This is a genomic window from Pseudomonadota bacterium, assembly GCA_023229365.1.
Taxonomy (GTDB): domain Bacteria; phylum Myxococcota_A; class Polyangia; order JAAYKL01; family JAAYKL01; genus JALNZK01.
In genome coordinates this window covers 34973-61265 of record JALNZK010000021.1, presented here as the reverse complement: position 1 = coordinate 61265, position 26293 = coordinate 34973, and the positions used below count along the sequence as shown (strand labels likewise).

The following is a 26293-nucleotide window of genomic DNA, read 5'->3' as shown; positions in this document are numbered from 1 at the left end:
CTGGGCATCCGGAATAACTGATATTTCGTGGCCGCATCCCCACGGCTCGTGCGCCCGCGCGCCTACGCTTCGCCGACGTCGTTGCCTCCGCCGTCGCAAGGCTCGCCTCCGACCCGCCGGGCTCGGCTTTGATCGGGCGGGACTCTCACCCGCTGGACGACTCATCCGAATTTCAGGAAGTCATCGCCTCCTTCCTTCCCAACGGACCGATAGACCTCGGTCGCACCAGGACCCATCACTTGTCACATACGGGTGGGTCGCCTACTTCGAGCCGATGGCGAGGCGACCCTGCATCGACTTTCCCGGAGCCTGGCGCCACGTCATGCCCGCAGCGCTCGAGACGTCGACGAACCAAGTGGCGAACGTCCTTTGGCGGTTCGACGGGGCGAGCAATCAGATGAGACGATGGATCGAGCGGCTCGACTCGGAGCTATGTGACAAGTGACGGGTCTTGACCCCAATCCCGAATCCCGACTGCTCGGCGGCGCGGATCGTTTTTTTCCGCGTGATGCCCAGGCGCTGGAGCGCCCGCCCCATCGACGACTTCGACACCTTCACGCCGGTGCGCTCGTCGAGCATCGCCGCGAGCTCCTCGAGCGTCGCGTCGGAGCGCTCGACGACGAGCACGTGGATCACCTCGTCCGCGGCGGCGTCGATGAGCGGATCCGGACCGCGTTTCACGGGCGTCTTCGGCTCGACGGTGCCGGTCTCGCGGAACTGCTTGCGCACCCTCTTCACCGTCGCCGAACCGATCTTGAGGTGGCTTGCAATCTCTTCGATTTCGAGCTTTCCGGTCAACGCGATGACTGCTCGTCGCATTGGGACAGGGATGGGTGCTGGCATGCTTTGCGCCTCCTTGGATCAATTGGAAGCGCAGCAACGGCGCGGTCAAGCGCGATCAGTCACGATCCGCGGGCACCCGTGCAGAATCTTGATCGGAACCCGACGATCGACCAGCTTGGGCAGCGCTATGAAACGATGGCGAGGCAACCCCGCATCGACTTGCCCGGAGCCTGGCACCACGTCATGCCCACAGCGCTCGAGATGTCGACGAACCAGGTGGCGAACGTCCTGCGGCGGTTCGACGCGGAGCTATGTGACAAGTGATGGGGACCTGTTGCCCGAAACCGGTTTTTAACCAGTCTCGTTTTCACGTGATCGCAGGCAATGACCGACGGTTCGACTGAGCGCGGCTCGCGCCGATGGCGATCGTTGCGACAATATGCGACCAGAGAAGCGCGTAGAGACGCGAGAGGCCGCCGACAGGACCGATCGGGCGCCGCAAGGCGACCGCCGCCGCGCCGGACTCGCACTGGCGCAGGTGTCGCACGAGCTTCTCGATGTTCTGCACCGTGCAGATGACGTAGTCCTGGATCGCCACGCGCCACTGCCTGCGCCATCGCGCGCGCTTGAAGCCGTATCTCACCGCGTTCCCGAAGGATGCCTCACACAGGTGCTGCCGCAGCTTCAGGTCGCGCTTCGCCGCTCGCGTCTTCGCCGCGGCGCGCATCGCCGCGAGCTCCTCCTCGCGCAGGTGCCGCATCACCGTCCGCGCCGTCTTGCTCCGCGTGCACTGCTCGCGCAGCTCGCACGCCCGGCAGTCGCGCTTCGACGCCATGTACTCCAAGCTGTGGCGCCCTTGGTGCACCGTCCGCCGCCTGAGCTCGCGCCCGGCCGGGCACACGTACACGTCGCGCGCCGCGTCGTACGCGAACCGGTCCTCCAGAAACAGGCCGCGCTTCTCGAGGCGTTTCGCTGTGCCTCCGCTCATGGTCGGGATGTGCGCCCGCATCCCCGCATCCCGGCACGCCAGGTAGTTCTCCGCAGTCCCGTACTTGCTGTCCGCCACCGCCGTCTCCACGGCGATGCCCGTCGTCTCTTCGTGCTGCTTCGCCAGATCCATCAGCAGGTGCGCCTCGTTCACGTCGCCCGGCGTCACCGCCGTCGCCGTGATCACACCCGACGCGTCCACCGCACGGTGCCCTTGGTACCGCAGCCGCGAGTCGCCGCGCTTCACGATCGCCGCGTCCGGGTCCGTCGCCGACACGTACCGCGCGTTCACCTCCGAGTGCGGACCGCTCTCCCGCGCGCTTGGCTGCTCGTCCAGCCGCTTCTCCAGCTGCTCGTACTTCTCCGACAGCTGCGCCACTAGGCTCCGCGTGTCCACCACCGAGTCCTGCGACGCATCCGCAGCCACCAGGCTCGAGTCCACGAAGATCTTGTCGCCCGTCACCAGCCCCGCCTCGACGCACCGCCGCACCACCCGCTCGAACACGCGGCGGAACACCTCCTCGCCCCAGCGCCGCCGCGCCTTCGACAGCACGCTGTGGTTCGGGATCTCACTGTCCAGGTCGTAGCCGAGGAACCACAGCCAATCGAGCCGCTCAGGCAGCGCGCTCATCAGCTCGCGCTCCGACCGCACGTTGTACAGCGCGAGCAGCAGCATCAGCTTCAGCAGCACCGGCGGTGGCACCGACACGTTGCCGTTACGACCGTACTTCTCGGCCACCTCGTCGTAGATGAAATCGAAGTCCACCGCCTCGGCGATGCGCCGCAGCAGATGATCCTTCCGAATGCGTCTGTCGAGAGAGAATCCGACCGTGAACAGCTTCCCCTGCGGTTCGTCCTGGCGCCCCATCATCGGCACGTCCTCCTCATCTACGCCGATGATATCAAGCGGGCCGGAGAAAGATATCTATTTGGGCAACAGGTCCATGGGTCCTGACCCCATCCCCCCATCCCCCTCACCCCTTCGGGCCGCCGATGTCGGCGTAGACCTTGCGCAGCGCCGCCGCCGACGCCTCGAGCGCGGCCCGCTCCCCGGCGTCGATCGACATGGCCAGGGTCTTGGCGCAGCCCTCCCGCCCGACGACGCACGGGATCGATAGCGCGACGTCCGCGAGGCCGTACTCGCCGTGCAGCACGGAGCTCGCGGTCAGGATGGATCGCTCGTCGCGCAGGATCGTGCGCGCGAGGTGGGCCGCCACGAGCCCGATCGAGAAGTTCGTCGCGCCCTTCCGCTTGATCACCTCGGCCCCGGCCGTGGTGACCTGCTTCTCGAGCGCGCGCGCCAGGTCCTCGTTCCAGTCCTTCCCGACCGCCCTCGCGAAGTCGGGGAGGGTGAGGCCGGCGACTCGCGCCGCGCTCCACAGCGTGACCTGGGAGTCGCCGTGCTCGCCCACCACGAAGGCGTGCGCGTTGCGCGCGTCGACCGCGAAGTGCTCGCCGAGAATCGCCCGGAGCCGCGACGTGTCGAGCACGGTCCCGGTGCCGACGACCTGCGACGGGGGCAGCCCCGAGATGCGCTGCGCCGCGAGGGTGAGGAGATCGACCGGGTTCGACACGATGATCAGCACGGCCTCGCGCGTCTGCTCGGCGATCTTCGGGACGATCTCCGCGAAGGCCGCGAGGTTGCGCTTGGCGAGCTCGAGCCTCGTGTCGCCGGGTTGCCGCGCCGCCCCCGCGGTCACGATGATCACGTCGGCCTCGCGGCACGCCTCGTACCCGGCCGCGCGCACGGTGGCCGGCGCCACGTACGGCAGCCCGTGCATGAGATCCATCGCCTCGCCCTCGGCGCGCTTGGGATCGAAATCGACGAGCGTGATGGTGTCGGCGATCCCCGACACGAGCGCCGCGTACGCCGTCGTCGCCCCGACCCGTCCCGCGCCCACGATCACTATCTGGTGCTTGTCATCGGTGTGTCCCATCCGTCCATCCTCCGTCCTGCTGTTGTCGCCGCTTCCACGCCCCGAACGGGCGCTTCCGGATTGGTCACGGCGGCGTCCTCCTCGAGGACATTATAGGCGAATGACGAGATAGGACCAGGCGCCCTGGCGGAAGACCCGAAGGAGGAGGTCGTCCCCCTTCTTCAGCCCCTTGGCGAGCGCCTCGAAACCGGCGACGTCGCGCACGGCCGTGCGGTTCAGCTCCGAGATCACGTCGCCCGAGCGCAGCGCCTCGGCGGCAGGCGACTCCGGATCGACCTCGGCCACGACGACCCCGTCCACCCCCGCGGCGCCGAGCCGCCGGCGCATCCCCTCGTCGAGCGGCCGCACCGAGAACCCGAGCGCCGCCGCGGTCGCGCCCTCCCCGGGCTTCCCGGCCTTCTTCGGCGCGTCGCCGGCGATCTCGGCCGGCATCTCGCCGATCTCCACGTCGATCTTCTTCCGCTTGCCCTGCCGCACGATCGTGACGGGCGCCTTGGTCCCGGGCTTGAGCTTGGCGACGAGCGCCGGGAGCCGGCGCGCGCTCTCGAGCGCCTTGCCGTCGACCTCGACGATGACGTCGCCAACGAGGATGCCCGCCTTCTCGGCGGGCGAGCCGGCGGTCACGTCCGCGACCAGCGCGCCCTTGTCCCTTTCCACGCCGAACGCCTTGGCGAGCGCCTCGTCGAGCGGCTGGAACACGAGCCCGAGCCACCCGCGCACGACCTTGCCGCCGCTCCGCAGCGAGACGAGCAGCTCCTCGGCGAGCGACGACGGGATCGCGAACCCGATCCCCTGCCCCTGCGGCACGATCGCCGTGTTGATGCCGACGACCTGCCCCTCGAGGTTGAACAGCGGCCCGCCGGAGTTGCCGGGGTTGATCGACGCGTCCGTCTGGATGAAGGCGTCATACGGGCCGGCGCCGATGACGCGCTCCTTGGCGGAGACGATCCCGGCGGTCACCGTGTGGTCGAGCCCGAACGGGTTGCCGATGGCGACGACGTGGTCACCGACCCGCAGCCTGTCGGAGTCGCCGAACTCGACCGTCGGGAGCCCCTTGGCGCCGCGCAGGCGGAGCAGCGCGAGATCGGTTCGCTCGTCCGAGCCCACGAGCTCGGCGTCGAACCTCCGCTCGTCCGCGAGCTGGACCTCGATCTCGGTCGCGCCGTCCACGACGTGGTGGTTCGTCACGACGAGGCCGTCCTTCTCGATGATGAAGCCGGAACCCGCCGCCTGCTGCGTCCGCTCCCGGGGCTGCATCGGCCCGCCGCGCCCGCGCGGCCCGAAGAAGAACTCGAAGAACCCGCCGGGATCGGAGAGTCCGGGCAGGTTCACCTTCGTCTTCGTCTGGATGTTGACGACCGCGGGGGCCACCTTCTCCACGAGCGGCGCGAACGAGAGCTGCGGATCGTAGGTCGTGGGCTTGAGCGGCCCGCCCTTCCCTTTGTCCGCGCCCTTGTCGCCCTGGGCGCCGGCCGCGCCGCACGCCACCGCCGCGACGACCACGACGAGGCAAGTCAACCAGATCCTCTTCGCCTTGACTCTCGGCATCCCGTTGCCTCCCTTCGACATCGCGTCTTGCCGGTTCCGGAACACGCGAGGCGGCATCTTTATTTCACGGCCGCGCCGGGCTTGCTATGCTCGCCGTCGTGATCAAGCACTACCGCATCTTCATGGCCGCCCTCCTCCTCGCGGCGGCCGGCGCGCTCGTCCGGCACGCGCCGTCCTTCGGGTGGGCGATCCCCGCGCCCCCGTGGCCGTTCCTCCTCGCGGCGGTCGTCCTCCTCGTCGCGAGCCTCGTGCCGTTCCGCAAAGGCCCCAAGGAGGGTGCCGGCGCCCGGCGCCGCGACTTCCGGCCCGAGGCGCTCGCGGCGGTGGCGGCCCGCGTCGCGTCCTTCGCGAAGGCCGAGGCGCCCGACGTCCCGCTGCTCGTCGACTACACGGTGTTCCAGGCGATCGCCGCCGGGGCTTCGGACATCCACTTCGATCCGAAGCGCGACGGCATCGGCCTGCGCTACCGCATCCAGGGGATGATGACGGACGTGTGCACGATCCCGCGGCCGCTCGCGCAGCCGATCGTCAACCGGCTCAAGGTGATCGCGAACCTCGTCGTCTACCGCGAGGCGCTGCCCCAGGACGGGCGCTTCGGCGCCGAGTCGAAGAACCCGGGCACCGTCCAACGCGAGCTCCTGCGCTCCGGGCTCGCGAGCGCGGACTTCCGGATCGCCTTCATGCCGACCCTGCACGGCGAGCGGATCGTGATCCGCATCCTGGGCGGCGGCGACCGCCGGCTCGACCTCGCGGATCTCGGTCTGGACGAGCAGGATCTCCGCACGATGAGCCGCCTGCTCTCGCTCCCGCAGGGGATGATCGTCCTCACGGGCCCGACCGGATCCGGGAAGACGACGACGATCTACGCCATGCTCCGCGAGATCCAGGCGCAGCACCGGTCGGTCCGCTCGATCGCCACGCTCGAGGACCCGATCGAGGTCGATCTCGAGGGGATCAACCAGTCGCAGGTCGACGAGGAGCGCGACTTCACGTTCGACAAGGGGCTGCGCGCCTTGCTGCGCCACGATCCGGACGTGATCCTCGTCGGCGAGATCCGCGATCTGGAGACCGCGCGCATCGCGATCCAGGCGGGCATGACGGGGCACCTGCTCATCACGACGGTCCACGCCGGCTCGTCCGCGGCCGCCTTCTCGCGCCTGCTCGAGATGGGCGTGGCGGCGTACTCGCTGAACGCGGCGGTGACCGCCGTAGTCGCCCAGCGGCTGGCGCGGCAGATCTGCCCGCACTGCCGCAAGGAGCGCGGCCCCACCGAGCACGACCTGCGCGACCTCGGCGTCGCGGTGCCGCCGCCCGGCCTGCGGATCTTCCACGGGGCCGGCTGCGAGGCGTGCGGCGGCGAGGGGTACCTCGGCCGCACGGCGCTCTTCGAGATCCTCGAGGTGACCGAGGAGATCCGCAAGGCCGTCACGGACGGCGCGGCGATCGACGCCATCCACGCGATGGCGCGGCGGGCGGGCATGCGGACGCTCTACGAGTCGGCGATCCGAGCGGTCTCGCTCGGCGTCACGACGCCCGAGGAGGTCGCGCGCACGGTGACGCGGGAGTGAGCCCGCGGCCCCTTTCTTCCCCCGAGCGTTAGGGGGTGTTGCTAATCGTCAACTGATAGTAAGAAGGCTTGTAAGGAGGACGAACATGTCGAAATACACAATGGACGCTGGCAAGGTGATCGACACCCTGAAGAAACACATCCTCGTCGACGGCTTCCACCTCATCATCGACCTCCAGAAGAGCCACGGCTCGTACATGGTCGACGCCGCGACCGGCAAGGAGTACCTCGACTTCTACAGCTACTTCGCCTCGCTCCCGGTCGGGCACAACCACCCGAAGCTGCACGGCGACGCGGAGTTCCTCGAGTCGCTCAAGTGGGCCGCGATCGCGAACCCCGCGAACTCCGACATCTACTGCAAGGAGTACGGCGCGTTCGTCGACCGCTTCGCGGCGCTCGTGAAGCCCGCGTACATGAAGTACATGTTCTTCGTCGCCGGCGGCGGCCTCGCCGTCGAGAACGCGCTCAAGGCCGCGTTCGACTGGAAGGTCCGGAAGAACCTCGCCAAGGGGATCCAGGGCGAGAAGGGCCAGCAGGTGATCCACTTCCGCGAGTCGTTCCACGGCCGGACCGGCTACACCATGTCGCTGACGAACACCGACCCGACCAAGACCGACTTCTACCCGAAGTTCAAGTGGCCGCGGATCGTGAACCCGAAGCTCCGCTTCCCGGTGACGCCCGAGGTGATCGCGGACGTCGAGAAGGTCGAGAAGCAGGCGATCGACGAGATCGAGAAGGCCTGCCGCGACAACAAGGACGACATCGCCTGTCTCATCGTGGAGTCGATCCAGGGAGAGGGCGGCGACAACCACTTCCGCAAGGAGTTCTTCCAGAAGCTCCGCGAGCTCGCCGACGAGAACGAGTTCCTGCTCATCTTCGACGAGGTCCAGTCCGGCATGGGCGTCACGGGCAAGCTCTGGGCCTACGAGCACTACGACATGCGGCCCGACCTCTTCGCCTTCGGCAAGAAGGCCCAGGTGTGCGGCGTCATGTGCTCCGCGCGCATCGACGAGGTCGAGGACAACGTGTTCAGGAAGTCGAGCCGCATCAACTCCACGTGGGGCGGCAACCTCGTCGACATGATCCGCGGCGTCAAGTACGCCGAGATCATCCAGGAGGACGGCCTCGTCGAGAACGCGGCCAAGGTGGGCGCGTACTTCCTCGAGAACCTGAACGGCCTCGCGGCCAAGAGCGGCGGCAGGATCTCGAACGTCCGCGGCAAGGGCCTCTTCGTCGCGTTCGACATGAAGGACACCGCGGCCCGCAACGAGCTGCGGACGAAGTGCTGGGATGCCGGGCTCGCGACGCTCGCGAGCGGCACGAAGTCGGTCCGCTTCCGCGGCTGCCTCAACGTGACGACGAAGGAGATCGACGAGGCGATGCGGCTCCTCGAGAAGAACCTCTAGCCTCCTCTACCCGTCCTCGATCTCGGACACGAACGCGGTGAACATGGTGACGAGATCGTTGTTGGTCTTCGTCAGCCGTTGCGCCTGGACGCGGGCGACCTCGCGCGTGATGAGCAGGCCGAGGCGCGGGTGCTCGTCCCCCATGGCGTCGAAGTCGTTCTTGGACAGGGAGTAGCACTGGGCCTCGGTCTCGGCGACGACCGCCGCGCCGCGGCGATCGGTCGCGAGGAGCGCGGGCTCGCCGAACACGGCGTTGGCGCCGGCGTCGATCATCGCGACCGGGTAGGTGTCGCCCTGCGGCGTCTTCTTCTCCACGCGGACGCGGCCCCGGTGCAGGATGTAGCAGCACGTCCCCTCCTCGCCCTCCTCGAGGATGACGGCGCCCGGCTCGAACCTGTGCGCGACGAGCGCCCCGACGAGGTGCTCGGCGTCCTTCGGGCACTCGGCGAAGGCGCGGGCGAAGATCGGGATCGCGGCGAGCCGCTCTTGAAGCGTGGGCTCCATCTCAACCCTCCTTCCGCTCGATGACGATCGCCAGGGTGTTCGCCTTGACGACGTGATCTTCCGGCGGGTTCAGCCGCGGCTGGTTCGCGACGAGCGTCTTGACCGCCTTCAGGTTCTCGACGAGCCGCTTGACGTCCGGGGTGCGCTGGGCCTCGCGCAGCGCCTCGGCCTTGCGCTCGGCGTGCTTGCCCGTGTGCTCGACGAGCCCGATGACCAGGGCGCCCGGCCGCTCGCGGCCGATCTCGGCGCGCAGCTCGGCGAACGGCCGCCCGATCAGGGCGTCCGGGATGCGGCACGTGACGACCTGCCCCTCGCCCTGCCCCTGGACGAGCGCGTTGAACGTGTTCACGAGCCCGATGCCGTCCATGGCGAGCCGGAGCAGCTGCCCGCCGTACCTCCGCGGGTAGATGATCTCGTCGACGATCCGCGAGTTGCGCAGGAACGCCTCGTGGCTCTCGTCGAGGAGCTCCGCGACCACGTGCGCGTTGCGGACGTGCTTCGCGAGGACGAGGGCGGCCATCACGGTGCGGGAGTCGATCTCGAAGTCGTTGCTCCCGGGCTTCGACTCGTCGGCGAGCAGCAGCACCGCGCTCGCCTTGTCCGGCGCGGCGAGCTTGAGCGTCTTCTCGGCGTAGTGCGGCCCGCGGACCACGCGGACGCCGGTGAGATCCGGATCCGACATCAGGTCCTCGGCCCGCTCGGCGTCGATGTCCGCGACGACGACGACGTTCTCGGCGCCCAGGTCGCGTTCCGCGAGCAGCCCCTCGAGCAGATCGGCCATGCGCTCCTTCCAGCCGAGCACGAGGAGGTGCTTCCTTTGATTCACGGCGTGGTTCAAACCTCTCACCTCCTTGATCTTCCTCGCCGTGAGGGCCGAGGTGATGTTGGCGCCGAGCAGGACCGCGAACGCCATCGCGAGACAGAGGACGACGATCGTCAGCGCCCGGTCCGCGGCGATCGCGCGCGGGCGCAGGAGCGCCCCGAAGCCGTCGGTCGCGACGGCGACGAACACCAGCCCGCTCACGACGACGAGGGCGAAAAGGAACAGGAGATAGAAGGAGACGCCCTCGCGGCGGAAGAGCCGCAGGTTGTCGTAAAGCCGCGCGAACGGGGACACGAACCCCGCCTTGAGGAGCTCCGCCAGGCCGCTTCTCCCGCCGCCTATCACCGGTTTCGCCGGTTCGAACATCAGGCCCCTCCCCTCGCGCCGCGAGATGGTCAGTCCGCTCTATATAGCATCTCACCGCGGTGAAACGAAGCGTGTGCGCGCAACGCGCCCCGGGTCGCCGAGGCCCGCTAGCAGGGCCCTTGGCCGTGCCCAGGCAGCGCGAACGGCGTCACCGCCGCCGGCCTCTCCATGTACAGGAACGCCTGCGGGCGCTCCGCGATCCCGACCTTCTCGTAGAGGTACTCGAACAGCTCGTCCGCGCGCTCCTCGGGCGCGAACACCGTCAGGATGTCCTTCTCCGCCTCGCGCCCCATGCCGCTCCTCCGCCCCCCCCCGGCGAACGCCGCGCCGCGGGCGTTGTGCAGGAAGGCGGTGGCGACGCCCTTGTCGACGCGCAGCGCCTCGAGGATCGGCAGCGCCTCCCCGCGCGGCAGAACGCAGACGACGGCGCGGCTCGGCCGGGCGAGCTCCTTCGACCACCGGCGTGCGGCGGCACCGTCAGTCATCGGCCTCCTCGCACTTCCGCTCGAGCCGCTCGAGAACGTTCCGCGGGACGTACGTCGCGGCCTTCTCGAGCGGGCGGACGCAGATGAACCCCATCCCTGGGGTGTCCAGCTTGCCGGCCAGGTACATGCTCTCCATGACGCGATCGGTCTGATCGGTCGACACGACAATGTCGACGACCTCCTTCTCCACGTCCACCGCGACGCCGAGGATGCCGAGCCGCTCGCGCACGCCGTACCCACGGGCGTAGTGGACGGTCGCACCCTGCGCACCGGCCTGCCGGGCCGCCTCGACCACCGCGTCGGCGCCCCCCTTCTGCACCACGCACGTGACCAGCGCCACGTCCGTGAGCACCGTGATCTCCCTCTCGCTCATAGCGACTTGACCTCCGATAGCGCGACCTGTGCCCTCTCCGCAGCCCGCCGCCGGATCCGCCGTTGCACGAAGAGCCCGGTCGCCAGGACCGACACGATCGGGCAAACCGAGGCCATGGCGAGGATCCCGAAGCCCTCTACGACGCTGACCGCGTCACCCAACCCGAGGCCGATCGCCAGGACCAGCGGCACGGTGACCGGGCCGGTCGTGACGCCGGCGCTGTCCCACGCCACGTTGACGTAGTCCTCGTCCGAGAAGGCGGTGAGGAGCACGGCCGCCGCGTAGGCGGGGATGAGCAGGTACGCGATCTTCACGTCGAAAACGATCTTGGTCACGCCGAGCGCGATGCCGAGACCGACGCCGACCGCCACCGAGAACGACAGGAACGACTTGCGGAAGGCGCCGTTCGTCATGTTCTCGACCGTGCTGCCCATGGCGTTCAGCGCGGGCTCCGCCAGGGTGGCGCCGAAACCGAGCGCCCAGGCGAACACGAGCGCGATGGCGATGCCGAGGGAGTAGGTGTAGATGGGCGACTGCGCCACCGCGTCGATCGCCGCGAACGCCGCCGGCATGAGCCCGCCGGCCTGGTTGCCGAGCTTCGCGAGGCCGTAGGTGAGGCCGAGGTTGAAGACGATCATGCCCAGCACGGCGAGGGTGACGCCGTACGCGACGATCTGCGGGTTCCTGATCTTCTTCCGGAGGACCGCCTTCATGACCAGAATGAGGAAGAGCAGGAGCGGCACGATCGCCCGCAGGCCCATGACGATCTCGGCGCCCGGGGTCCGGGCGTACCACGGGATCGACGTCTGCGAGGCCGCGGCGGCGGCGGCGGCCCGCGCCCCGTCGATGATCATATCTGGCGTGTAGGCGTTCACGAGCACGATGCCCAGGATCAGGATGAACAGGATCGGGAACAGAGAGGCCAACGTGACGATGCCGAACCCGGAGATGGTGGAACCGCCCCTCCCGGCGGCCGCGCTCACGCCGATGCCGAGGGAGAGGACGAGGGGCACGGTGACCGGACCCGTCGTGATGGCGCCGCAATCCCAGGCGAGGCCGACGATGGCCGAGAGGTGCGGGTGGAGCATGGCGTAGATCGTGAGGCCGATCGTCGGGATGATGGTCGCGTAGATGATCCTGGCGAGCCGCCACCCGTAGAGGAACCGCAAGGTCCCCAGCACGGCCGCCACCCCGACCCCGGCTCCGACGACGAGCACCAGCGCCGTCGACCACTGGTTGAGCAGCGCGTAGAGGTACGGCGCCTGCTCCACGCGGATGATCGAGCCCGCCGCCTTGAGCGCGCCGATCGCCGGCTCCGCGAAGGTGACGCCGACCCCGAGCAGCAGGGTGACGAGCAGGACTGCCGGGAGGGGGAGCTTGGCCGGGAGCGAGTCGCCGATCGCCTCGCCGAACGGCATGAGCCCGACCTTGAGCCCCTCGAGAAACAGCATCAGCCCGACGATGACGGCGCAGATCCCGGCGACCACGACGTACCGATCCTCGATCCGGCCTTGCAGAATGAGGATCTGGAAGAGGACGAGCCCCAGCGCCAGCGGCACGACCGCCCTCAGCTGTTCGACGGCGCGGACGCTCACGTAGGGTTTCAGTATCCTGAACACGTCCACCAGGCGCAAAACAAGCCGCGGCGCGGCCGACGGGATCGCCCGCCCGTGCTCGTCGGTGGTCGGCTTGGGTACGAGGTCGTTGTAGCTCAGCGACTTGTGGGTCGCGGATATCTCGCGGGCGTAGTCTCCGTAGCGATACGAATTGGCCATGGTGCTCCCGCGATCCGTCCCCCAACTTGGGAAGGGGAATTATAGGGACGGTTCCCGGGTTCCACAAGGCTGTAGTCGGCAGCTGCGCTGATCGATCTACGCGGGCTCCATGACGGAGAGCCCCTTGAACCACCTGCGGTAGAAGCCCCGATCACGAGTGAGGAGCCTTTCCGCGTGATGCTTCGCGTGAGAGGCCACGAGGAAGTCCGGGATCAGGTGGTCGCACTTCCCGCCGCTCCTCCGATAGGCGCGCCACGCCTCCCCTGCTGTCAGCGCCGCATCGCGGCCGGACGGTACGAAGGTCGCACCGAGCGTCTCGAGCGCTTCGAGGCACGCCTCGCGGGTCGCGAACCACGGCCGCAACTCGGCCAAAACGACGTCGCAAACGATGATCGCCCCCTCGTGTATGACGCGCCTGAGAGCGCGCTGGGACGCTTCGACATGCGCGGGATCCGCAGCAAAGACGTCGAGCAGGACCGAGGTGTCGACGGCGGTGATCATTCGACCGGCCCCCGCGTTCGGGAGAGGTAGTCGTCCACCCCTCTCGCGCGCTTGACGATACCGGTGACCGCGGCCACCGGATCTTCCGAGAGCTCCCGTTTCTCGCCCACGAGCCGTCCCTCGGCGGCCTCGAAATCGATCACGGTTCCCGCGCTGATGCCGAGCCTGCGGCGGAGCGCCATCGGGATCGTGACTTGCCCTTTTTCGGAAACGATCGCCTTCATGGGCGCGCCTCGCTTTCCTACCATCAAAGTAGTTTTTCCTACTTCATTGATCAAGACTCCGTCACGCCACCTCGCCGTGCAGGAACCAGCGGCGGCGGCGGCGGTCGAAGTACACCCACAGGATCCGGCCGTTCTTCGTCTTCGCGAAGTAGTACTCGCGGTGCACCTCGCGCTGCCACCAGCCGCCGGAGATCACGTACGGCCCGTCCGCCCGGCTCACCGGCGCGTCCGCGAGGCCGCCGAGGTGGATCCCCTGCGGGCCGCCCGCCGGACGCGTGCCGAGCGGCGTCGGGCGGGCGCGGATCCGGCGGACGAGCGGCATGGGGAGAGCCGCCGCGCTGCCCGAGGACGGGAAGACGGCGCGATCGAGCGGCTCCCAGGCGAACTGCGCCTCCGGCAGGTGCCCCTCCGTGAGCCGCGCCCGCACCACGGCCGCGTCGCCGAGCTCCGCGCGCAGCCGGGCGAGCGCCCGGTTCGCCGCGTCGAGATCGCGTCTCCCGCGCTCGGCGAACAGGCGGAGCTGCTCGGGATCGGCCTCGACGGCGCGCGCCTCCAAGGCCATGCCGACCGCCCCCGCGCCGAGCTCCGTGGCCTCGAGGCGCAGGCGCACGAGCTCCACGAGCACGCGCGCGTCCAGGGTGGGCGCCGCGGGTCGGAGCCGCGCGAGGAGCGGCGGGTGGTGGTCCAGATCGATCCGCAGCTCAAGCTCGGCGACCGCCTCCCTGCGGGCGGCGAGCCGCGCGAGGATCGGGTCGAGCAGCCCCTTGGCGAGGAACCCGAGCCGCTCGGCGTCCGCGTCGGCGTAGTCGAGCGCGATCTCCGCGGCGAAGCGCTCCGAAGGCGCCCTGGGCGCGAGCGGCCGCCACGCATCCCCCCGCGCGAGGAGGGCGAGCGCGTGCACCTCGGGGCCGAAGCGCGTGAGGAGCCCGTCCGGCGGCAGCGCGAGGAGCTGCGCGATCGTGACGACGCCGAGCCGCGCGAGCGCTCCCCTCGCGGACGGCGGCAGGTCGTAGCCCGCGAGCGCCGTCCTCCCGGCGGCGGCGCGCTCCTCTTCGGGGCTGCGCGTCGCGACGGCGCCCTGGACCGACCGGGCCAGGGCGTAGGCGCCGAACCGGCTGAACCCGACGGCCACGCTCGCCTCGAAGCCGATCTCCCGGAGGGCGGCCCGCACGGTTCGCGCGAAGGCCGTCGCCGAATCGTGCAGCCGCTCGAGGCCGGACGCGGCCAGCCAGAAGACCCCCGGCGCGTCGGCCGACGGCTCGACCCCGGGCGAGAACCGCGCGAGGAGATCCGCGACCTCCCCCGCCGCGCGCGACACCTCCGCGGCCGGGACGGTCCCCGCGCGCAGCTGCGGGCACAAGGCGAGCGCGGTGCCGTAGCGCTGGCCGGGGCTCACCCCGAGCCTGCGCGCCTCGGCGTCGGCGCACAGGATCTCCCCCTGCGGCGCGTCCCGAGCCACGACGGCGGCCGGGGCGCCCTTCCACTCCGGGTGCCGGCGGCCGAGGAGCTGCAGCGGCAGCGCCGGGAGGTCAACGCAGGCCAGCCGGTCCACGGCACGGCTCCGCGTGGATCGTCCCCGAAGCGCCCCGCTTGTCGCGCACGATCCGGATCTCGAGCCGATGCTCGCCGCGGCGCCGCGCCTCGCCGCGCAGGGAGACGAGCGGCCCGAGGCGCATCCCCCGATCGGCGTCGGCGAGGAGGATCACGGCGGTCCCGTGCCGGCGCGCGAGGCCCGCGAGCCGCGACTCGTACGCCGCGGGGAACGGCGCGGCGGCGCCGTCGTCGGAGGCCAGGTCGAGGACGGCCAGGCCCAGCGCTCCGGAGCGGATCAGCCTGTCCGCGGCGCGCGGGATCTGCGCGGCGGACGAGAGGCGGACGACGATCAACGCGCCGAGATCGACCCCGGCCGCGGCGACGTCCGGCGGGAAGAAGCTGCTTTTTTCCGAGGTCACCCAGGCCGCGATCTCTCCGCGCCGCTGCGCGCCCCGCACCGCCGTGAACGCCGCCGTGAGCTGGGCCGGCTCGTCCCCGGCCGCGAGCTCCACGAGCCTCCCGGCCAGGGCGTCGAGGCCCCAGCTCGGCGCGGAGCGGCGGGCGCTCGCGGCGCCCCGGTCGACGTGCCTGGCGTCGAGGATGTCGGCGAGCGAGGGCGCCGGGCGCGGCATCAGCGGGCGGCCGCGAACGGCCCCTCCAGGTAGCGGCGCACCTCGATCACCACGCCGAGGACGGCGAGTTCTCCCTGTGCCGGGACGATCGGCGCGAACGCGGGGTTGGCCGGGTGGAGCTCGGCGCGCCCGCGCACCCGCCGCAACCGCTTGACGGTCGCCTCGTCGCCCACAAGCGCCACGACGATGTCGCCCGAGGACGCGGTGGATTGCCGCCGCACCACGACGACGTCGCCGGGGAGGATGCCGGCCCCGCTCATGCTCTCGCCGCGGACGCGCAGCGCGAAGAGCCCCTCGTCGAGTGAGGGGACCTGCACGCTGATGTATCCACCGTCGGGCTCCTCGATCGCGGCCGTGAGGTCGCCGGCCTGGACCCGGCCGAGCAGCGGCACGAGCGCCGGCGTGCCGAACACCGAGGCGGGCGGCAGCCGGTATCCGCGGGCGACGCCGCTCTCCTTGACCAGCTTGCCCTCGGCCACGAGCCCCTCGAGGTGCTCCCGGGCCGACTGCACGGAGCGGAAGCGGAACGCCTCCTGGACCTCGCGCACGGTGGGCGGCCGACCGGCGAGCAGGCGTTCGCGGACGAACTTCAGGACCTGGCGTCTCGTCTGACCGGGCGGCGTCTTCGGGGACATGCGGGACCTCCTCTCGGCACCTGGATCCCTGATACCATACAAATGTATGGCACACAACGGCCTTCGCGCCGCGAGGAGAAAAATGCGTGCTATGGATCTTCGATGCGGGCCATCCCGATACTCGCCGCCGCGCTCTGCGCCTGCGCCGCGCCCGAGCCCCGCCTGGAGTACGGCGAGGTGCGATCCGAGATCCTGGACGAGGAGCTCGGCTTCTCGGTGCTGCGCGCGCCCGCCGCCCCGGACGTCGATCCGCGCGATCTGCCGATCGTCGTCCTGCTCCACGGGATGGGCGACGATCACCGCTCCCTCGACAGGTTCGGCCTCTCCGCCCGCCTGCTCGACGCCATGGAGAGCGGCCGCGTCCCGCGGGCCCACCTCTCCATGCCCGACGGGGAGCGCGGCTTCTACACCAACTGGCACGACGGCAGCCACCCCTACGAGGACTACATCCTCGAGGAGGTGCTCCCCGCGGCCGAGGCGCTCCTCGGCGTGCGCCCGACCCGCGAGCGCCGCGTCATCCTCGGCGTGTCGATGGGCGGCGGCGGCGCGCTGCAGATCGGCATGCGCCACCCGGAGCTGTTCGGCGGGTGCGGCAGCCTCTCGGGGCTCCTCCTCGACGAGGCGGACGCGAAGCGGCTGCTCCGCACCTCGCGGATGCGCTTCTTCGTGGATCTCGAGCGCGTCTTCAGCGACGGCAGCGACCAGGAGTTCTTCGACGCGCACAACATCTACGAGATCGCCGAGCGCAGGAAGGCTGCTTTCGACCAGCGGATCTTCCTCGCGGCCGGGTCGCGCGAGGATCCCGAATTCCTCCGCACGACGAAGCACTTCCGCGACCACCTGGCGGCGCTGGGCATCGATCACGTCTTCACGGAGTACGACGGAGGGCACGGCTGGCGGTACTGGGCGCCGGTCATCGAGGAGGCTCTGCGCGTTCTCCTCGACCGAGGTAACCTGTAGCCCGGCAAGGTGTTTTGGAGTATAGTGTCCACGTTTTCGTATCCATTTCGTAGAGGAGGATCCATGCTGCGCGCATCCGCCGTCGCCCTCGCGCTCGTCGCCATCCCGGCCGTCGCCCTCGCCGATGTGCCGGTCGGCAGCTCCTACGACGCCATGCTCACGGCCGGCCACAAGCTGTACGTGAGCGGTGACACCAAGGGCGCGCTCGAGAAGTACGAGGCGGCCAAGGAAGCGACGAGCGGCAAGGCGGCGGCGTACTATTTCATCGGCGCGGCGAAGGCGAAGCTCGGCGAATTCCCCGAGGCGGTCGCGGCGCTCAACACGGCGGCCACGATCGCCGGGGACAAGGACGTCGTCCTCCACGCGAAGGCGATGTTCGCCACCGCCGTGGTGCAGGAAAAGAGCGGCGATTGGGACGCCGCGTACGACGCGTGGAAGAAGCTCCTCGAGTACGCGGAGGCGCACGCGGACGCGAAGAGCTTCCCCGACTCCGCCAGGTCGAGGATCGGCGCCATCGAGAGACGCCGCACCCTCGAGACCGAGGGCGCCGCGATTCGCAGCCGGGCCGAAAACAAGGGCGAGTAGGGACGGGCGGCCGGCCGGGCAGGTGTGAACGAAGCAAGAGATGGGCAGTCGAAGCGACAAGCCGGGTTTCCAGGAACGCGATTCCGCTTGGAGGGACAAGAAGAGTCGCGACGACACACCCTCCTTCATTCGCGACGTGCAGGCTCGTGCCGAGCTGCTGAACCCGAACAGGAGCGGGGAGAGCATCCCCGTCCTGGCGATGCCCAAATCCGTCCGGCTTTGGCGCAAGATCCGGTGGCCGCTCTTCGTCGCGATCGTCGTGCTGCTGCTCGCCGTCATCGGCGTCTTCACGAACGACAGGCTCGTCGCCCGCAGCGTGGAGAACAAGATCGAGGAGGCCGCGGCGGTCGAATCGAAGGCCGAGATGGACGGCCTGGTCGCGATGGAGAAGGCGCTCGCCGCGCTCGCTGATCGCCATGCCGGCCGCCGGAACGCTCAGGCCGCCAACGCGTGGCACTCCGTCCTCCTCGCCGAGCTGTTCGGCCCGAAGGACAAGTACCGGCAGGCCGCGTCCCCGTCGCTCGCGCTCATCGAGAACGACACGACGGCGCTCGGGTTGGCGGCCCGCGCCGGCGCCGAGCACCTCGACGGGCGCGACGAGCAGGCGATCCGGCTCGCCGACCAGGGGCTCAAGACGTTCCCCGGCGATCCGCGGCTCGGGCTCGTTCGCGCCTGGGCGTTCCGGGCGCTCGGCCGCGCCGACGACGAGGCGAAGGCGATCGCCGACCTCCGGCAGAGCTCGCCGCACTACCTCCCGACCGCGCAGATCGCGCTCCTGAACGCGATCGACGACGGCGACATCCTCGCGGTGAAGGGGTACTCGGCCGAGCTGCTGACGCTCTCCCCCGGGGACCTGATCGGCGCGCTCGGCTCCATCGCCGTGCGGTTGCCGGAATGGGACGAGGTCGCCGACCCCGCGCAGGCGGCCGCGCTGCTCGACGACATCTCGACGCTCAAGTCGCACTTCGGCGACGCGCCGGCGAACATCGGCGCCTTCGGCTTCCTCCTCTCCGGCCGCACCAACCTCGCGTCGGGCGACACGAAGGAGGCGGTCGCCGACCTGCGCGCCTCCCTCGCCAAGAAGAAGTCGGACAAGACGCTGGCGTGGTACGCGCTCGCGATCAGGCGCGAGGACGGCCCGGCCGCCGCGCTCGAGATCCTCTCCTCCGCGGACGAGCGGAAGTGCGTCGAGATCGCGAGCATCAAGACCCGCTGCCACCTGGACCTGCACCACGTCGCCGCGGCATCGAAGACGATCGCCGCGATGAAACCCGGCGCCTCCGGCGAGCTCGCCTGGATCCTCGCGGTACGGAGCGGCGACGCCGAGGGCGCGAAGGCGGCGATGCCCGCTTCGATCGACGCCAGGCTCCAGTGGGTCGCCCTCGAGATGCACGATCTGCTGCGGCGCAGGGGCGACGCGAAGGGGGTCTCGGCGCTCGCGGAGCGGTTCGAGGAGGAGGCGTGCTCGGACGCCATCCGCGCGTGGCACGCCTGGAGCGTGAACCGACTCCAGGCCGCCTTCGAGTCCAAGGCGAAGCGGGACGTCCCCTGCGTCGCGGCGCTCTCGGCGCGGTTGATGCGCGGCCACATCGCGCCCGCCGCGCTGCGGAAGGCCGCGGACGCGGCGGTGGCGGCGAGCGAAGGGGATCTTCGCGCGCGCGTGGACAGGGCGCTCGCGATCTGGCTCACCGAGGGGCGCGAGGCGGCCGTCGGGGAGCTCGACGAGGTCGCGAAGATCGAGCCGGAGGGCACGGGGATCCTCGCGGCGCTTGCGGATGCGTACACCGCCATGGGGCTCGCGGAGCGCGCGGTGGAGGTGCTCGCTCCGTGCAAGAGCGCGGAGTGCGCCGGCCTGCGCATCGCGGCCTTCAGGCGATCGAAGACGCCCGAACGCGCCACGGCGGAGCTCGACGCCGCCCTGGCCGAGGGCGCCGACGCGAAGGAGCCCGGAATCGCCGTGGCGCTCATGGAGCGGGATCTCGCGGCGGAAAAGTTCGACGAGGTCATCGCGAGCGCGGAGGCGGCGTTCCCGACGGCGGGCTGCTGGGCCGCGGAGATCGCGGAGCTGAAGGCGAAGGCGCAGAGCGCCAAGGGGGACCGCGGCAACGCGGATCGCACGCTCTCGAGCGCGGCCGACAAGGTCGTCAAGGGTGTCGGGATCGACGAGTCCTGGGCGGCCAAGATCGCCCTCGTCCGGATGAACCTGGATCGCGGCGGCGCCTTCGTGTTCAAGGCGTTCGGCGTGACGTTCGAGATGTACAAGTCGGGGGTGAAGGACGCCGAGCTGTCGTACTCATACGCCGTCGCGAACATCGATCAGGGCAACGATCGCGGCGCCCTGCGCTACCTCCGAGAGGCGATCGACCTGGATCCGTCGTTCGTTCCCGCGTACACGCGGCTCAAGCTCCTCGACAAGCTCCCGGAAGAGCTGGCCGCGCTGCTCGAGCGCACCCTGCCCGGCGTCCAACCCTGATCGCTACTTGCTCAGCTTGACCTTGGACTTGAGCGTCGTCGGCCCCTCGACCGCCAGGTAGGGCTTCATCGACTGGAAGCTCTTCTTGCCGATGCCCTTCACGCGCATGATCTGGTCGACCTGCTTGAACGGCCTCTCGGCGCGGTACTTCACGATCGCCTCGGCCTTGGACGGCCCCACGCCCGGAAGCAGCGAGAGCTCGGCGACCGTGGCGGTGTTGATGTTCACGACGGCGTTCGCCGCGGATCCCGCCTCGGCGGCGAGCGCGCCGCCGCCCGCCGCACAGATTGCCGACATAACCACGAACGCGATCACGATGCTGTTGGCCTTCTTCATCTCTCTCCTCCTGGCCGCCTGAACGGCGGTTGGTTGTAGCCGCTCCCCGCGGCCTTCTCGTCCGCGCGGCGCCTGTCACCGTTGTCGTAGCGCCGCGGCTCCCACTGTCGCACCTGGATGCTGCCGCTCACCGGCAGGCAGTCCAGCTTCCCGGAGATCGAGCCGTCGCGGTTTTCCGTGGCGACCCCGATCTCCAACCAGATCCCCTTGCTCGCCCCCGGCTTCTCGATCACCGTGTAGATCTTCATCACGCGGCGAGCGGCGGGCTCCCCTTCTTCCTTCGCTTCCAATCTCCGTCTCCTTTTTTTTTGCCTCCGCTCCGGCTCCGTCGCGACGAGCACGCGGACGCACTTTGCACGTCGCGTGCCAGGAGCGGATCGCCGAAACGGCGCTCCGGGAATCGCCTCGCGCGGCGGCGCCGCCGGCGGCCGGCGCCGGACGCCGCCGGCGTTTGACAAAGCGGGACCCGCCGGGCATCTTGGATGGCCGCCGGGGGGCGGGAGCAGGGAAGATGCGAGTCGAATGGACCGGAAAGCGGATGGATGCGTGCGACGCCGCGCTCGTCGTCGTGCTCTTCCGCGAGGGCGCGGACAACCGGGCGTTTCACGACCTCGACGGGCGGAGCGATGGCGCCATCCGCGCGCAGGCGTCGGAGGAGTCGTTCAAGGGACAGGAAGCCCGCGTGCTCGAATGGCGCGGCGATCTCGGCGGTCGGACGCGCCGGGTCGCGGTGATCGGGCTCGGCGACCGTGGGGCAGCTGCGGCGGCGGTCAGGGATGCCGTGGCAAAGGCGTACGTCGTCGCGACCAGGCAACGGGTGAAGACCGCCGCGCTCTTCGTGGACGCCGACGCCTCACAGCTCCTCGGCTGGGCGGTCGAGGCGCTGCACCTCGCGAGCTACAGGTTCGACGCACACCGTTCGAAGCCCGCGACCGGCGCGGAGATCCGCAAGTTCGCCGTCGGGATCCACGCGACCTCCGGACGATCCGCCGCTCGGGCCGCGTTCCACGAGGCCGCTGCCCGAGCCGCTGCGGTCAACCTCTGCAGGGATCTCGTAAACGAGCCCGCGAGCTCGCTCGGCCCGTCACAGTTCGCGGCGACGGCCAGGCGGATCGCGCGGGAGAAGAAGCTCGTCTGCCGCGTGTGGAACGCGGCGCAGCTCGAGCGGCGCGGTATGCGCCTCGTCCTCGCCGTCGCGGTGGGCTCCGGGGTCGAACCGCGGCTCGTCCACCTGACGTACAAGCCGACGCGTCGCGCGCGCCGACGCGTCGTGCTGGTCGGCAAGGGGGTGACCTTCGACTCCGGCGGGCTCTGCATCAAACCCGCCAGATCCATGTCCGACATGAAGACCGACATGGCCGGCGGCGCGCTCGTGCTCGCGGCGGTCTGCGCGGCGGCGGAACTGGGCGTGGACGCCGAAATCCACGCACTGATCCCGCTCGCCGAGAACGGCGTCGGTCCGGGCGCGAGCCGGCCCGGCGACGTCGTCGAGGGCTACTCCGGCACGACCGTCGAGATCGTCAACACCGACTGCGAAGGGAGGCTGCTCCTCGCCGACGCGCTCTCCTACGCCAGCGAGCTCGGCGCGGACGAGATCGTGGATTTCGCGACCCTGACCGGTTCCTGTCCGGTCGCGCTCGGCCCTTGCCGTGCCGGGTTTCTCACATCAGACGACGCCCTCGCACGGCGTTTCGAGACAGCCGCCGGTTCGGCCGGCGAGCTCGCCTGGCGGCTCCCGCTCGCGGACGAGCTCGAGCGCGATCTACGCAGCGACGTCGCGGACATCAAGAACCAGGGCGGACGGTTCGGTGGCACCATCACGGCGGGCCTCTTCCTGAAGCGGTTTGTCAAGGCGGAGATCCCGTGGCTCCATGTCGACATCGCCGGACCGGCGCGCGCGGAGCACGCGACGCCGTTGTGCCCGCGCGGCGCGACCGGTTACGGCGTGCTGTCGTGCCTCGCGTTCCTCGCCCGGAGCTGATCGTCCGAGAGGCCCGGTTCCGCCGGGCGCCGGCTAGAACTTGAAGGGGTAGGTCACGGTGAGCGAGCTCTGCGTCTGCGGGAACCGCGCTCCGCGGACGGCGCGCGCAGCGCAGAGCCCGGCCGGGGTCCCCGCGAAGGTGCCGGTCGTCGTCGCGCTCGTGACGCGCCCGGTCGGGGCGATCGTCGCCTGGACGGTGACAGTGCCGGTCTGCCCCTGGCCGCACTTCGAAACCGCCCCCGAAACGGCGTTCATCCCCGCCTGAACCTGGGGGCGTTCGAGCTTCGCCGGCAAGCTGCCGCCGCCGCCGGCACTGCCGCCGCCGGTGGTCCCCCCTGCCTTGGGCTCTTCCTTCTTCTTCGCGGTGCCTCCGCCAGAGCCGCCGAGCAGGTCGTCGAGCTCGTCGACGCCGCCCTTCTTCGGCTTCGTTCCGGTGTCGGTGCTCGCGGCCGAGCTTCCGCCGGTGCCGCCGCTCGCCGTGTCCTTGGTCTCACCCTTGTCCTTGGTTCCGCCGCCGCCGCCGCTCCCGGCCTTCTTCGTCTCGCCGGCCTTCTTCGTCTCGCCGGCCTTCTTCGTCTCGCCGGCCTTCTCGCTGCCGGCCGCGGCGGTGTCCTGCTCCGAACCGCCCGACGACTGATCCTGCTCCGCTTGGTTGAGCTTGTTCTGGAGCGCGGCGACGTCCTGCGTGGTCCCGCCCTTCGCCATGAGCGCGGCGATCTGGGCCTTGAGCGCCTCCACCTCGGCGTTGTTGACGGTCGGGGCCTTGGGCTCCTCCGGCTGCAGCAACACGACCACCACGACGACGGCCGCGATGAGCACCGCCACGCCGCCGCCGATGATCCCGATCTTCGCCCCGAGGCTTATGCCGGTGTGCTGCGCCGCGAGGACCGGCGCGCCAAGCGACGGAGCGAACCCTCCACCACCTATGGAAATCAAATCGTCGAGACCGGTCTTCTCGGGTCCGCCCATCGAGCTCGCCATCGAGCGGATGTCGATGAGGCCGGACGCCTCGCCGCCCATCGAGAAGCCGCCGCCGGATTTCGCCGCCGGCGCCTCCGCTGAGCTCGCCAGCGCCTGCAGGTTGGACAGCGAGAACAGCACCGAGTTCTCGTTGCGCTGCCCGGTCATCATCGATTGGGCGGCGCTCACGCGCGGGCTCGCGGCCGCGGGCGCACCCGCGCCGGCCGACGAGAAGATCCCTCCGCCACCCGCCTCCGCGTCTTGGCTCTCTCCGAAGAGATCCCCGCCGCCTTCAGCGCCGTCGAAGAGGCCGCCGCCGGCCGCACCGCCGCCACCGCCTCCGAACAGACCACCCGCATCGCCAGCCGCGCCGGAGGAGGCCGCGGAAGAGAACACGTCGCCGGGGGTCGCCGCCGCCGCACCGCCTCCGAAGAGGCCGCCCGTCGGCTTCGCATCGAACAAGCCGCCGGCCTTCGGCGCCGCCGCCGCTGCCGGCGAGTCGAACAGGCCCCCGCCGCCCGCCGGTGCGTCGAACAGACCCCCGCCACTCGCCGCCGGGGAGTCGAACAGGCCCCCTCCGCCGCCCGACGGCGCGTCGAACAAGCCACCGCCACTCTCCGCCGCCGGAGCCGCCGCGAACGGGCTCGCAGCGACCGCCGCTACCGCCGCGGGCGCATGCGCCGCCGGTGCACCACCGCTGAAGTCGGCAACGTCGCGAATCGGTTTCCAGTCGTCGAACCCCTCGCGCCAGATGAACATCTCCCAGTCCAAGTTGCCGCCAGCGAGGTACTCCTTGATCTGGTCTGTCGTGTACGGACCCTGCTGGTTGCCCTCGACGACGATGTGCCACACGGCCTCGCCGCCCGTGCTCGCGCCACCTTGCTGGTAACCCGAATAGTCGAACACGCGCGTCTCGGCGTCACCGTCGTCGGCCCCGACGTCGGCCGCAGGCATCGGGGGCGGTGCCGCCATGGGAGGCGCAGCCGCCGCGGCCTCGGCCTGGGCGTCGCCGCGAATGACTATCGACTCGTTGCACTTCTTGCAGCGGATTTTGAAAATCTTGCCTTTGATCTTTTCATCCGCGATGGAGTACTTGGCGCCGCAATTCTCGCAAACGATTTTCATTTCACTTCCTCGGGTTGTTCTGCCGCCTCTACCGATCGAAGCGGCGTGCCCCTACGCCCATCCACAGGCACACCAGCCGAACGCAACTGCACATATTAAGTAAACAACCATATCGAATCAAGGTGGTCAGGCTTTAAAATGCCGTTCTCACCTACAGACGAGCATACGCGGACGACGATCTGAGAGTACTGCAAGAAAATCGATCTTGATGCATTAAAATGCGTTTTCGCTCAACGCCCGCTCCGCCTGCCAGAACGCCACTCCGGATAGGGGACCAGCCTCGCGGAGTCGTGTGGGCAGAAGCGCGCGTCGGAGCCGTATCCTCTGTGGCACTTGGGGCAGACCATCCCAGGCGCGTCGGGCGGGGGGACGCTCGGCGAGCTCCCCGGCGACGCGATCGCCGTGCCGTCGAGCGGGCAGAAGCGCGAGCCAGCCGGCAGCATCTCCCCGCACTTGGGACAGCTGACCTTCGAGGGGTCCTGCTTCGGCGCCTTCGGCCAAGCACCGCCGTCAGCATCTTCGTCGTCTTCGTCCACGCGCGCGGCTGTTCTTTTACGAAAAACGATTACGATGATGACCACGCCCGCCGCCACGACGATGACCAAGCAGACGGCTAGGATGAGCAGCAGCGGTGCGCCTGCGGGTTCGGGCGCGGCGATCGGCGCCGGAGTGGAGTTCGTCGCGGCCGGGCCCGAAGCCCCTCCGGCCTCGGAGCCCGCGGCCGCCGGCGCTCCGAGCTCTCTCGCGGGATCGAGCCGGACATGGAGGAGGTCGCTCAGATCTGGGAAGACGACACGCACGGACGCCGAAGCCTTCTTCCCCTCGGCCATCGCGATCACCTCGTAGCCGCCCTCCGACTCGGCCGCCGTGGCTCCCGCCTGGAAGCATCCGCCGCGCGACATCAACCCGCCCACCTCGACGCCGTTCTGCTGCGCGAGCCAGACTGCGGCGGCGTCGAACCTGCACCCGCTCGCGTCGAAGCCCGAGGCCTTGAAGCAGATCCGTTCGCCCGGACCGATCTCCGCATCTCTCGGAAAGACTTGGATCCGCATGATCTCGCCCTGCCGCTCGCACGCAGGGGGCGCCTCGCCTGCGACCTCGGGCTCGGGGCTCGGCGCAGGCGTCTCAGGCTCCTTCGCGCCGACGGGCTCGCCCTTGAGGGACGTGCCGGACCGCTCGAAGACGCGGCGCTCTTCGAGCGACAGCACGCAGTGGTCGCCCTTGAGCGTCCAGTCGTAGTCGGACTTCACCTTGTACTCGATACGGTTATCGTTGATCGCCACGTAGAAGTATTCGTCGCGTTCGTACTTCGAATCGTCGGGGGCGGTCTCGCACACCCTCTCCCAGCGCGCGCCCGTGATCTTCTCGCTCTTCGTGATCAAGCGCGGATTGGCCGAGGAGCACCTGTCGGTCCGCAGGCCGCCCTTCGTGAACACGAGGTGGTTGCCCTGCGCGACGATCTCGACCTCGACAACGCTCGAGTTCGAGTAGGACTTCGGCTCCGGCCCGCAGTTCTCTCCCCAGCTCCCGATCTTCACGGAGGTGCTCGCCGAGACGCGCTTCCACTGGCCGGCGTACTTGTCCGCGGAGCCGCTGGCGCAAGGCGCCGCGACCGCGACCACGAGAGCGATCAGGAGTGCCGGAAGACATCTCATCGATTCCCCAAATACCCCTCGCCGAGCGCGACAGCGACGACACTAGAAAACTAAACAGTTTCACCGCATTGGTCAATTTCGACGTGCCGAGGCGTCGGCGGCTGTTGCGCTCAGCCTGGCGTTTTGCATACTCTATGGA

The 26293-nt window shown here is 69.8% G+C and carries 25 protein-coding genes; 7 read left to right on the top strand and 18 right to left on the bottom strand.

The window, feature by feature from the left end; all coding sequences use genetic code 11:
- Window positions 1-393 precede the first annotated feature (393 nt).
- The gene (locus M0R80_12125; GenBank protein MCK9460376.1) at window positions 394-819 is read right to left on the bottom strand and encodes a winged helix-turn-helix domain-containing protein; all 426 of its coding nucleotides are present in this window, start codon (window positions 817-819) and stop codon (window positions 394-396) included.
- A gap of 102 nt (window positions 820-921) precedes the next feature.
- Between M0R80_12125 and M0R80_12120 the strand changes: the two genes are divergently transcribed.
- Window positions 922-1107, top strand: coding sequence for a hypothetical protein (locus M0R80_12120; GenBank protein ID MCK9460375.1), 186 nt, complete (start codon window positions 922-924; stop codon window positions 1105-1107).
- A 43-nt stretch (window positions 1108-1150) separates the two neighbouring features.
- Here M0R80_12120 and M0R80_12115 read toward each other — a convergent pair whose 3' ends face one another.
- From M0R80_12115 to M0R80_12105, 3 genes are all read right to left on the bottom strand, one after another.
- Window positions 1151-2641 (bottom strand): IS1182 family transposase, encoded by a 1491-nt coding sequence (locus M0R80_12115; protein ID MCK9460374.1) that lies wholly within the window; start codon window positions 2639-2641, stop codon window positions 1151-1153.
- A 103-nt stretch (window positions 2642-2744) separates the two neighbouring features.
- Window positions 2745-3707, bottom strand: a complete 963-nt coding sequence (locus tag M0R80_12110; GenBank protein MCK9460373.1) for an L-lactate dehydrogenase — start codon at window positions 3705-3707, stop codon at window positions 2745-2747.
- 90 nt (window positions 3708-3797) lie between these two features.
- Entirely contained in the window at window positions 3798-5255 is a 1458-nt protein-coding gene (locus M0R80_12105; protein MCK9460372.1) for a DegQ family serine endoprotease, read from the bottom strand.
- A gap of 98 nt (window positions 5256-5353) precedes the next feature.
- Between M0R80_12105 and M0R80_12100 the strand changes: the two genes are divergently transcribed.
- Both M0R80_12100 and lat read left to right on the top strand, forming a co-directional pair.
- Window positions 5354-6823: a GspE/PulE family protein gene (locus M0R80_12100; GenBank protein ID MCK9460371.1), complete on the top strand. Its 1470-nt coding sequence runs from the start codon at window positions 5354-5356 to the stop codon at window positions 6821-6823.
- Window positions 6824-6908: 85 nt separating this feature from the next.
- Complete coding sequence (lat, locus tag M0R80_12095) at window positions 6909-8228, top strand: L-lysine 6-transaminase (protein MCK9460370.1); 1320 nt, start codon at window positions 6909-6911, stop codon at window positions 8226-8228.
- A 6-nt stretch (window positions 8229-8234) separates the two neighbouring features.
- Here the strand turns inward: lat and M0R80_12090 are convergent, their stop codons facing one another.
- The 10 genes from M0R80_12090 to lexA all read right to left on the bottom strand — a co-directional run bounded on the left by M0R80_12090 (window position 8235) and on the right by lexA (window position 16079).
- Window positions 8235-8732, bottom strand: coding sequence for a cyclic nucleotide-binding domain-containing protein (locus tag M0R80_12090; protein MCK9460369.1), 498 nt, complete (start codon window positions 8730-8732; stop codon window positions 8235-8237).
- 1 nt (window position 8733) lies between these two features.
- On the bottom strand, window positions 8734-9921 hold the full coding sequence (locus M0R80_12085; protein MCK9460368.1) for an NAD-binding protein: 1188 nt from the start codon (window positions 9919-9921) through the stop codon (window positions 8734-8736).
- Window positions 9922-10028: 107 nt separating this feature from the next.
- Window positions 10029-10406, bottom strand: a complete 378-nt coding sequence (locus tag M0R80_12080) for a hypothetical protein (protein ID MCK9460367.1) — start codon at window positions 10404-10406, stop codon at window positions 10029-10031.
- Window positions 10399-10779, bottom strand: a complete 381-nt coding sequence (locus M0R80_12075) for a P-II family nitrogen regulator (protein MCK9460366.1) — start codon at window positions 10777-10779, stop codon at window positions 10399-10401. The genes M0R80_12080 and M0R80_12075 overlap by 8 nt, the downstream gene beginning before the upstream one ends.
- Window positions 10776-12554, bottom strand: a complete 1779-nt coding sequence (locus M0R80_12070; GenBank protein ID MCK9460365.1) for a DUF1538 domain-containing protein — start codon at window positions 12552-12554, stop codon at window positions 10776-10778. Before M0R80_12070 ends, M0R80_12075 begins: the two co-directional genes overlap by 4 nt.
- A gap of 96 nt (window positions 12555-12650) precedes the next feature.
- Window positions 12651-13055 carry a type II toxin-antitoxin system VapC family toxin gene (locus M0R80_12065; GenBank protein ID MCK9460364.1) on the bottom strand — a complete coding sequence of 135 codons (405 nt, stop codon included), beginning with the start codon at window positions 13053-13055 and terminating at the stop codon, window positions 12651-12653.
- On the bottom strand, window positions 13052-13279 hold the full coding sequence (locus tag M0R80_12060) for an AbrB/MazE/SpoVT family DNA-binding domain-containing protein (GenBank protein MCK9460363.1): 228 nt from the start codon (window positions 13277-13279) through the stop codon (window positions 13052-13054). The genes M0R80_12065 and M0R80_12060 overlap by 4 nt, the downstream gene beginning before the upstream one ends.
- Before the next feature lie 61 nt (window positions 13280-13340).
- The gene (locus tag M0R80_12055) at window positions 13341-14831 is read right to left on the bottom strand and encodes a DNA polymerase Y family protein (GenBank protein ID MCK9460362.1); all 1491 of its coding nucleotides are present in this window, start codon (window positions 14829-14831) and stop codon (window positions 13341-13343) included.
- Window positions 14809-15444: a recombinase A gene (locus M0R80_12050; GenBank protein MCK9460361.1), complete on the bottom strand. Its 636-nt coding sequence runs from the start codon at window positions 15442-15444 to the stop codon at window positions 14809-14811. Before M0R80_12050 ends, M0R80_12055 begins: the two co-directional genes overlap by 23 nt.
- Window positions 15444-16079 (bottom strand): transcriptional repressor LexA, encoded by a 636-nt coding sequence (gene lexA / locus M0R80_12045; protein ID MCK9460360.1) that lies wholly within the window; start codon window positions 16077-16079, stop codon window positions 15444-15446. The genes M0R80_12050 and lexA overlap by 1 nt, the downstream gene beginning before the upstream one ends.
- A gap of 102 nt (window positions 16080-16181) precedes the next feature.
- Between lexA and M0R80_12040 the strand changes: the two genes are divergently transcribed.
- From M0R80_12040 to M0R80_12030, 3 genes are all read left to right on the top strand, one after another.
- Window positions 16182-17039: an esterase family protein gene (locus M0R80_12040; protein ID MCK9460359.1), complete on the top strand. Its 858-nt coding sequence runs from the start codon at window positions 16182-16184 to the stop codon at window positions 17037-17039.
- A 63-nt stretch (window positions 17040-17102) separates the two neighbouring features.
- Complete coding sequence (locus tag M0R80_12035; protein MCK9460358.1) at window positions 17103-17624, top strand: hypothetical protein; 522 nt, start codon at window positions 17103-17105, stop codon at window positions 17622-17624.
- 40 nt (window positions 17625-17664) lie between these two features.
- A complete protein-coding gene (locus M0R80_12030) occupies window positions 17665-20097 on the top strand; it encodes a hypothetical protein (GenBank protein ID MCK9460357.1) in 2433 nt (810 codons plus the stop codon).
- A gap of 3 nt (window positions 20098-20100) precedes the next feature.
- On the opposite strand, the gene M0R80_12025 is transcribed toward M0R80_12030, so the two are convergent.
- Together M0R80_12025 and M0R80_12020 are read right to left on the bottom strand one after the other, a co-directional pair.
- Entirely contained in the window at window positions 20101-20433 is a 333-nt protein-coding gene (locus M0R80_12025; GenBank protein MCK9460356.1) for a helix-hairpin-helix domain-containing protein, read from the bottom strand.
- Window positions 20430-20723, bottom strand: a complete 294-nt coding sequence (locus M0R80_12020) for a hypothetical protein (GenBank protein ID MCK9460355.1) — start codon at window positions 20721-20723, stop codon at window positions 20430-20432. Before M0R80_12020 ends, M0R80_12025 begins: the two co-directional genes overlap by 4 nt.
- A 221-nt stretch (window positions 20724-20944) precedes the next feature.
- Between M0R80_12020 and M0R80_12015 the strand changes: the two genes are divergently transcribed.
- Window positions 20945-22414: a leucyl aminopeptidase gene (locus tag M0R80_12015; protein ID MCK9460354.1), complete on the top strand. Its 1470-nt coding sequence runs from the start codon at window positions 20945-20947 to the stop codon at window positions 22412-22414.
- 33 nt (window positions 22415-22447) lie between these two features.
- On the opposite strand, the gene M0R80_12010 is transcribed toward M0R80_12015, so the two are convergent.
- Window positions 22448-24499 carry a zinc-ribbon domain-containing protein gene (locus tag M0R80_12010; GenBank protein ID MCK9460353.1) on the bottom strand — a complete coding sequence of 684 codons (2052 nt, stop codon included), beginning with the start codon at window positions 24497-24499 and terminating at the stop codon, window positions 22448-22450.
- A 230-nt stretch (window positions 24500-24729) separates the two neighbouring features.
- Window positions 24730-26154, bottom strand: coding sequence for a zinc ribbon domain-containing protein (locus M0R80_12005; protein ID MCK9460352.1), 1425 nt, complete (start codon window positions 26152-26154; stop codon window positions 24730-24732).
- Between the last annotated feature and the right edge of the window lie 139 nt (window positions 26155-26293).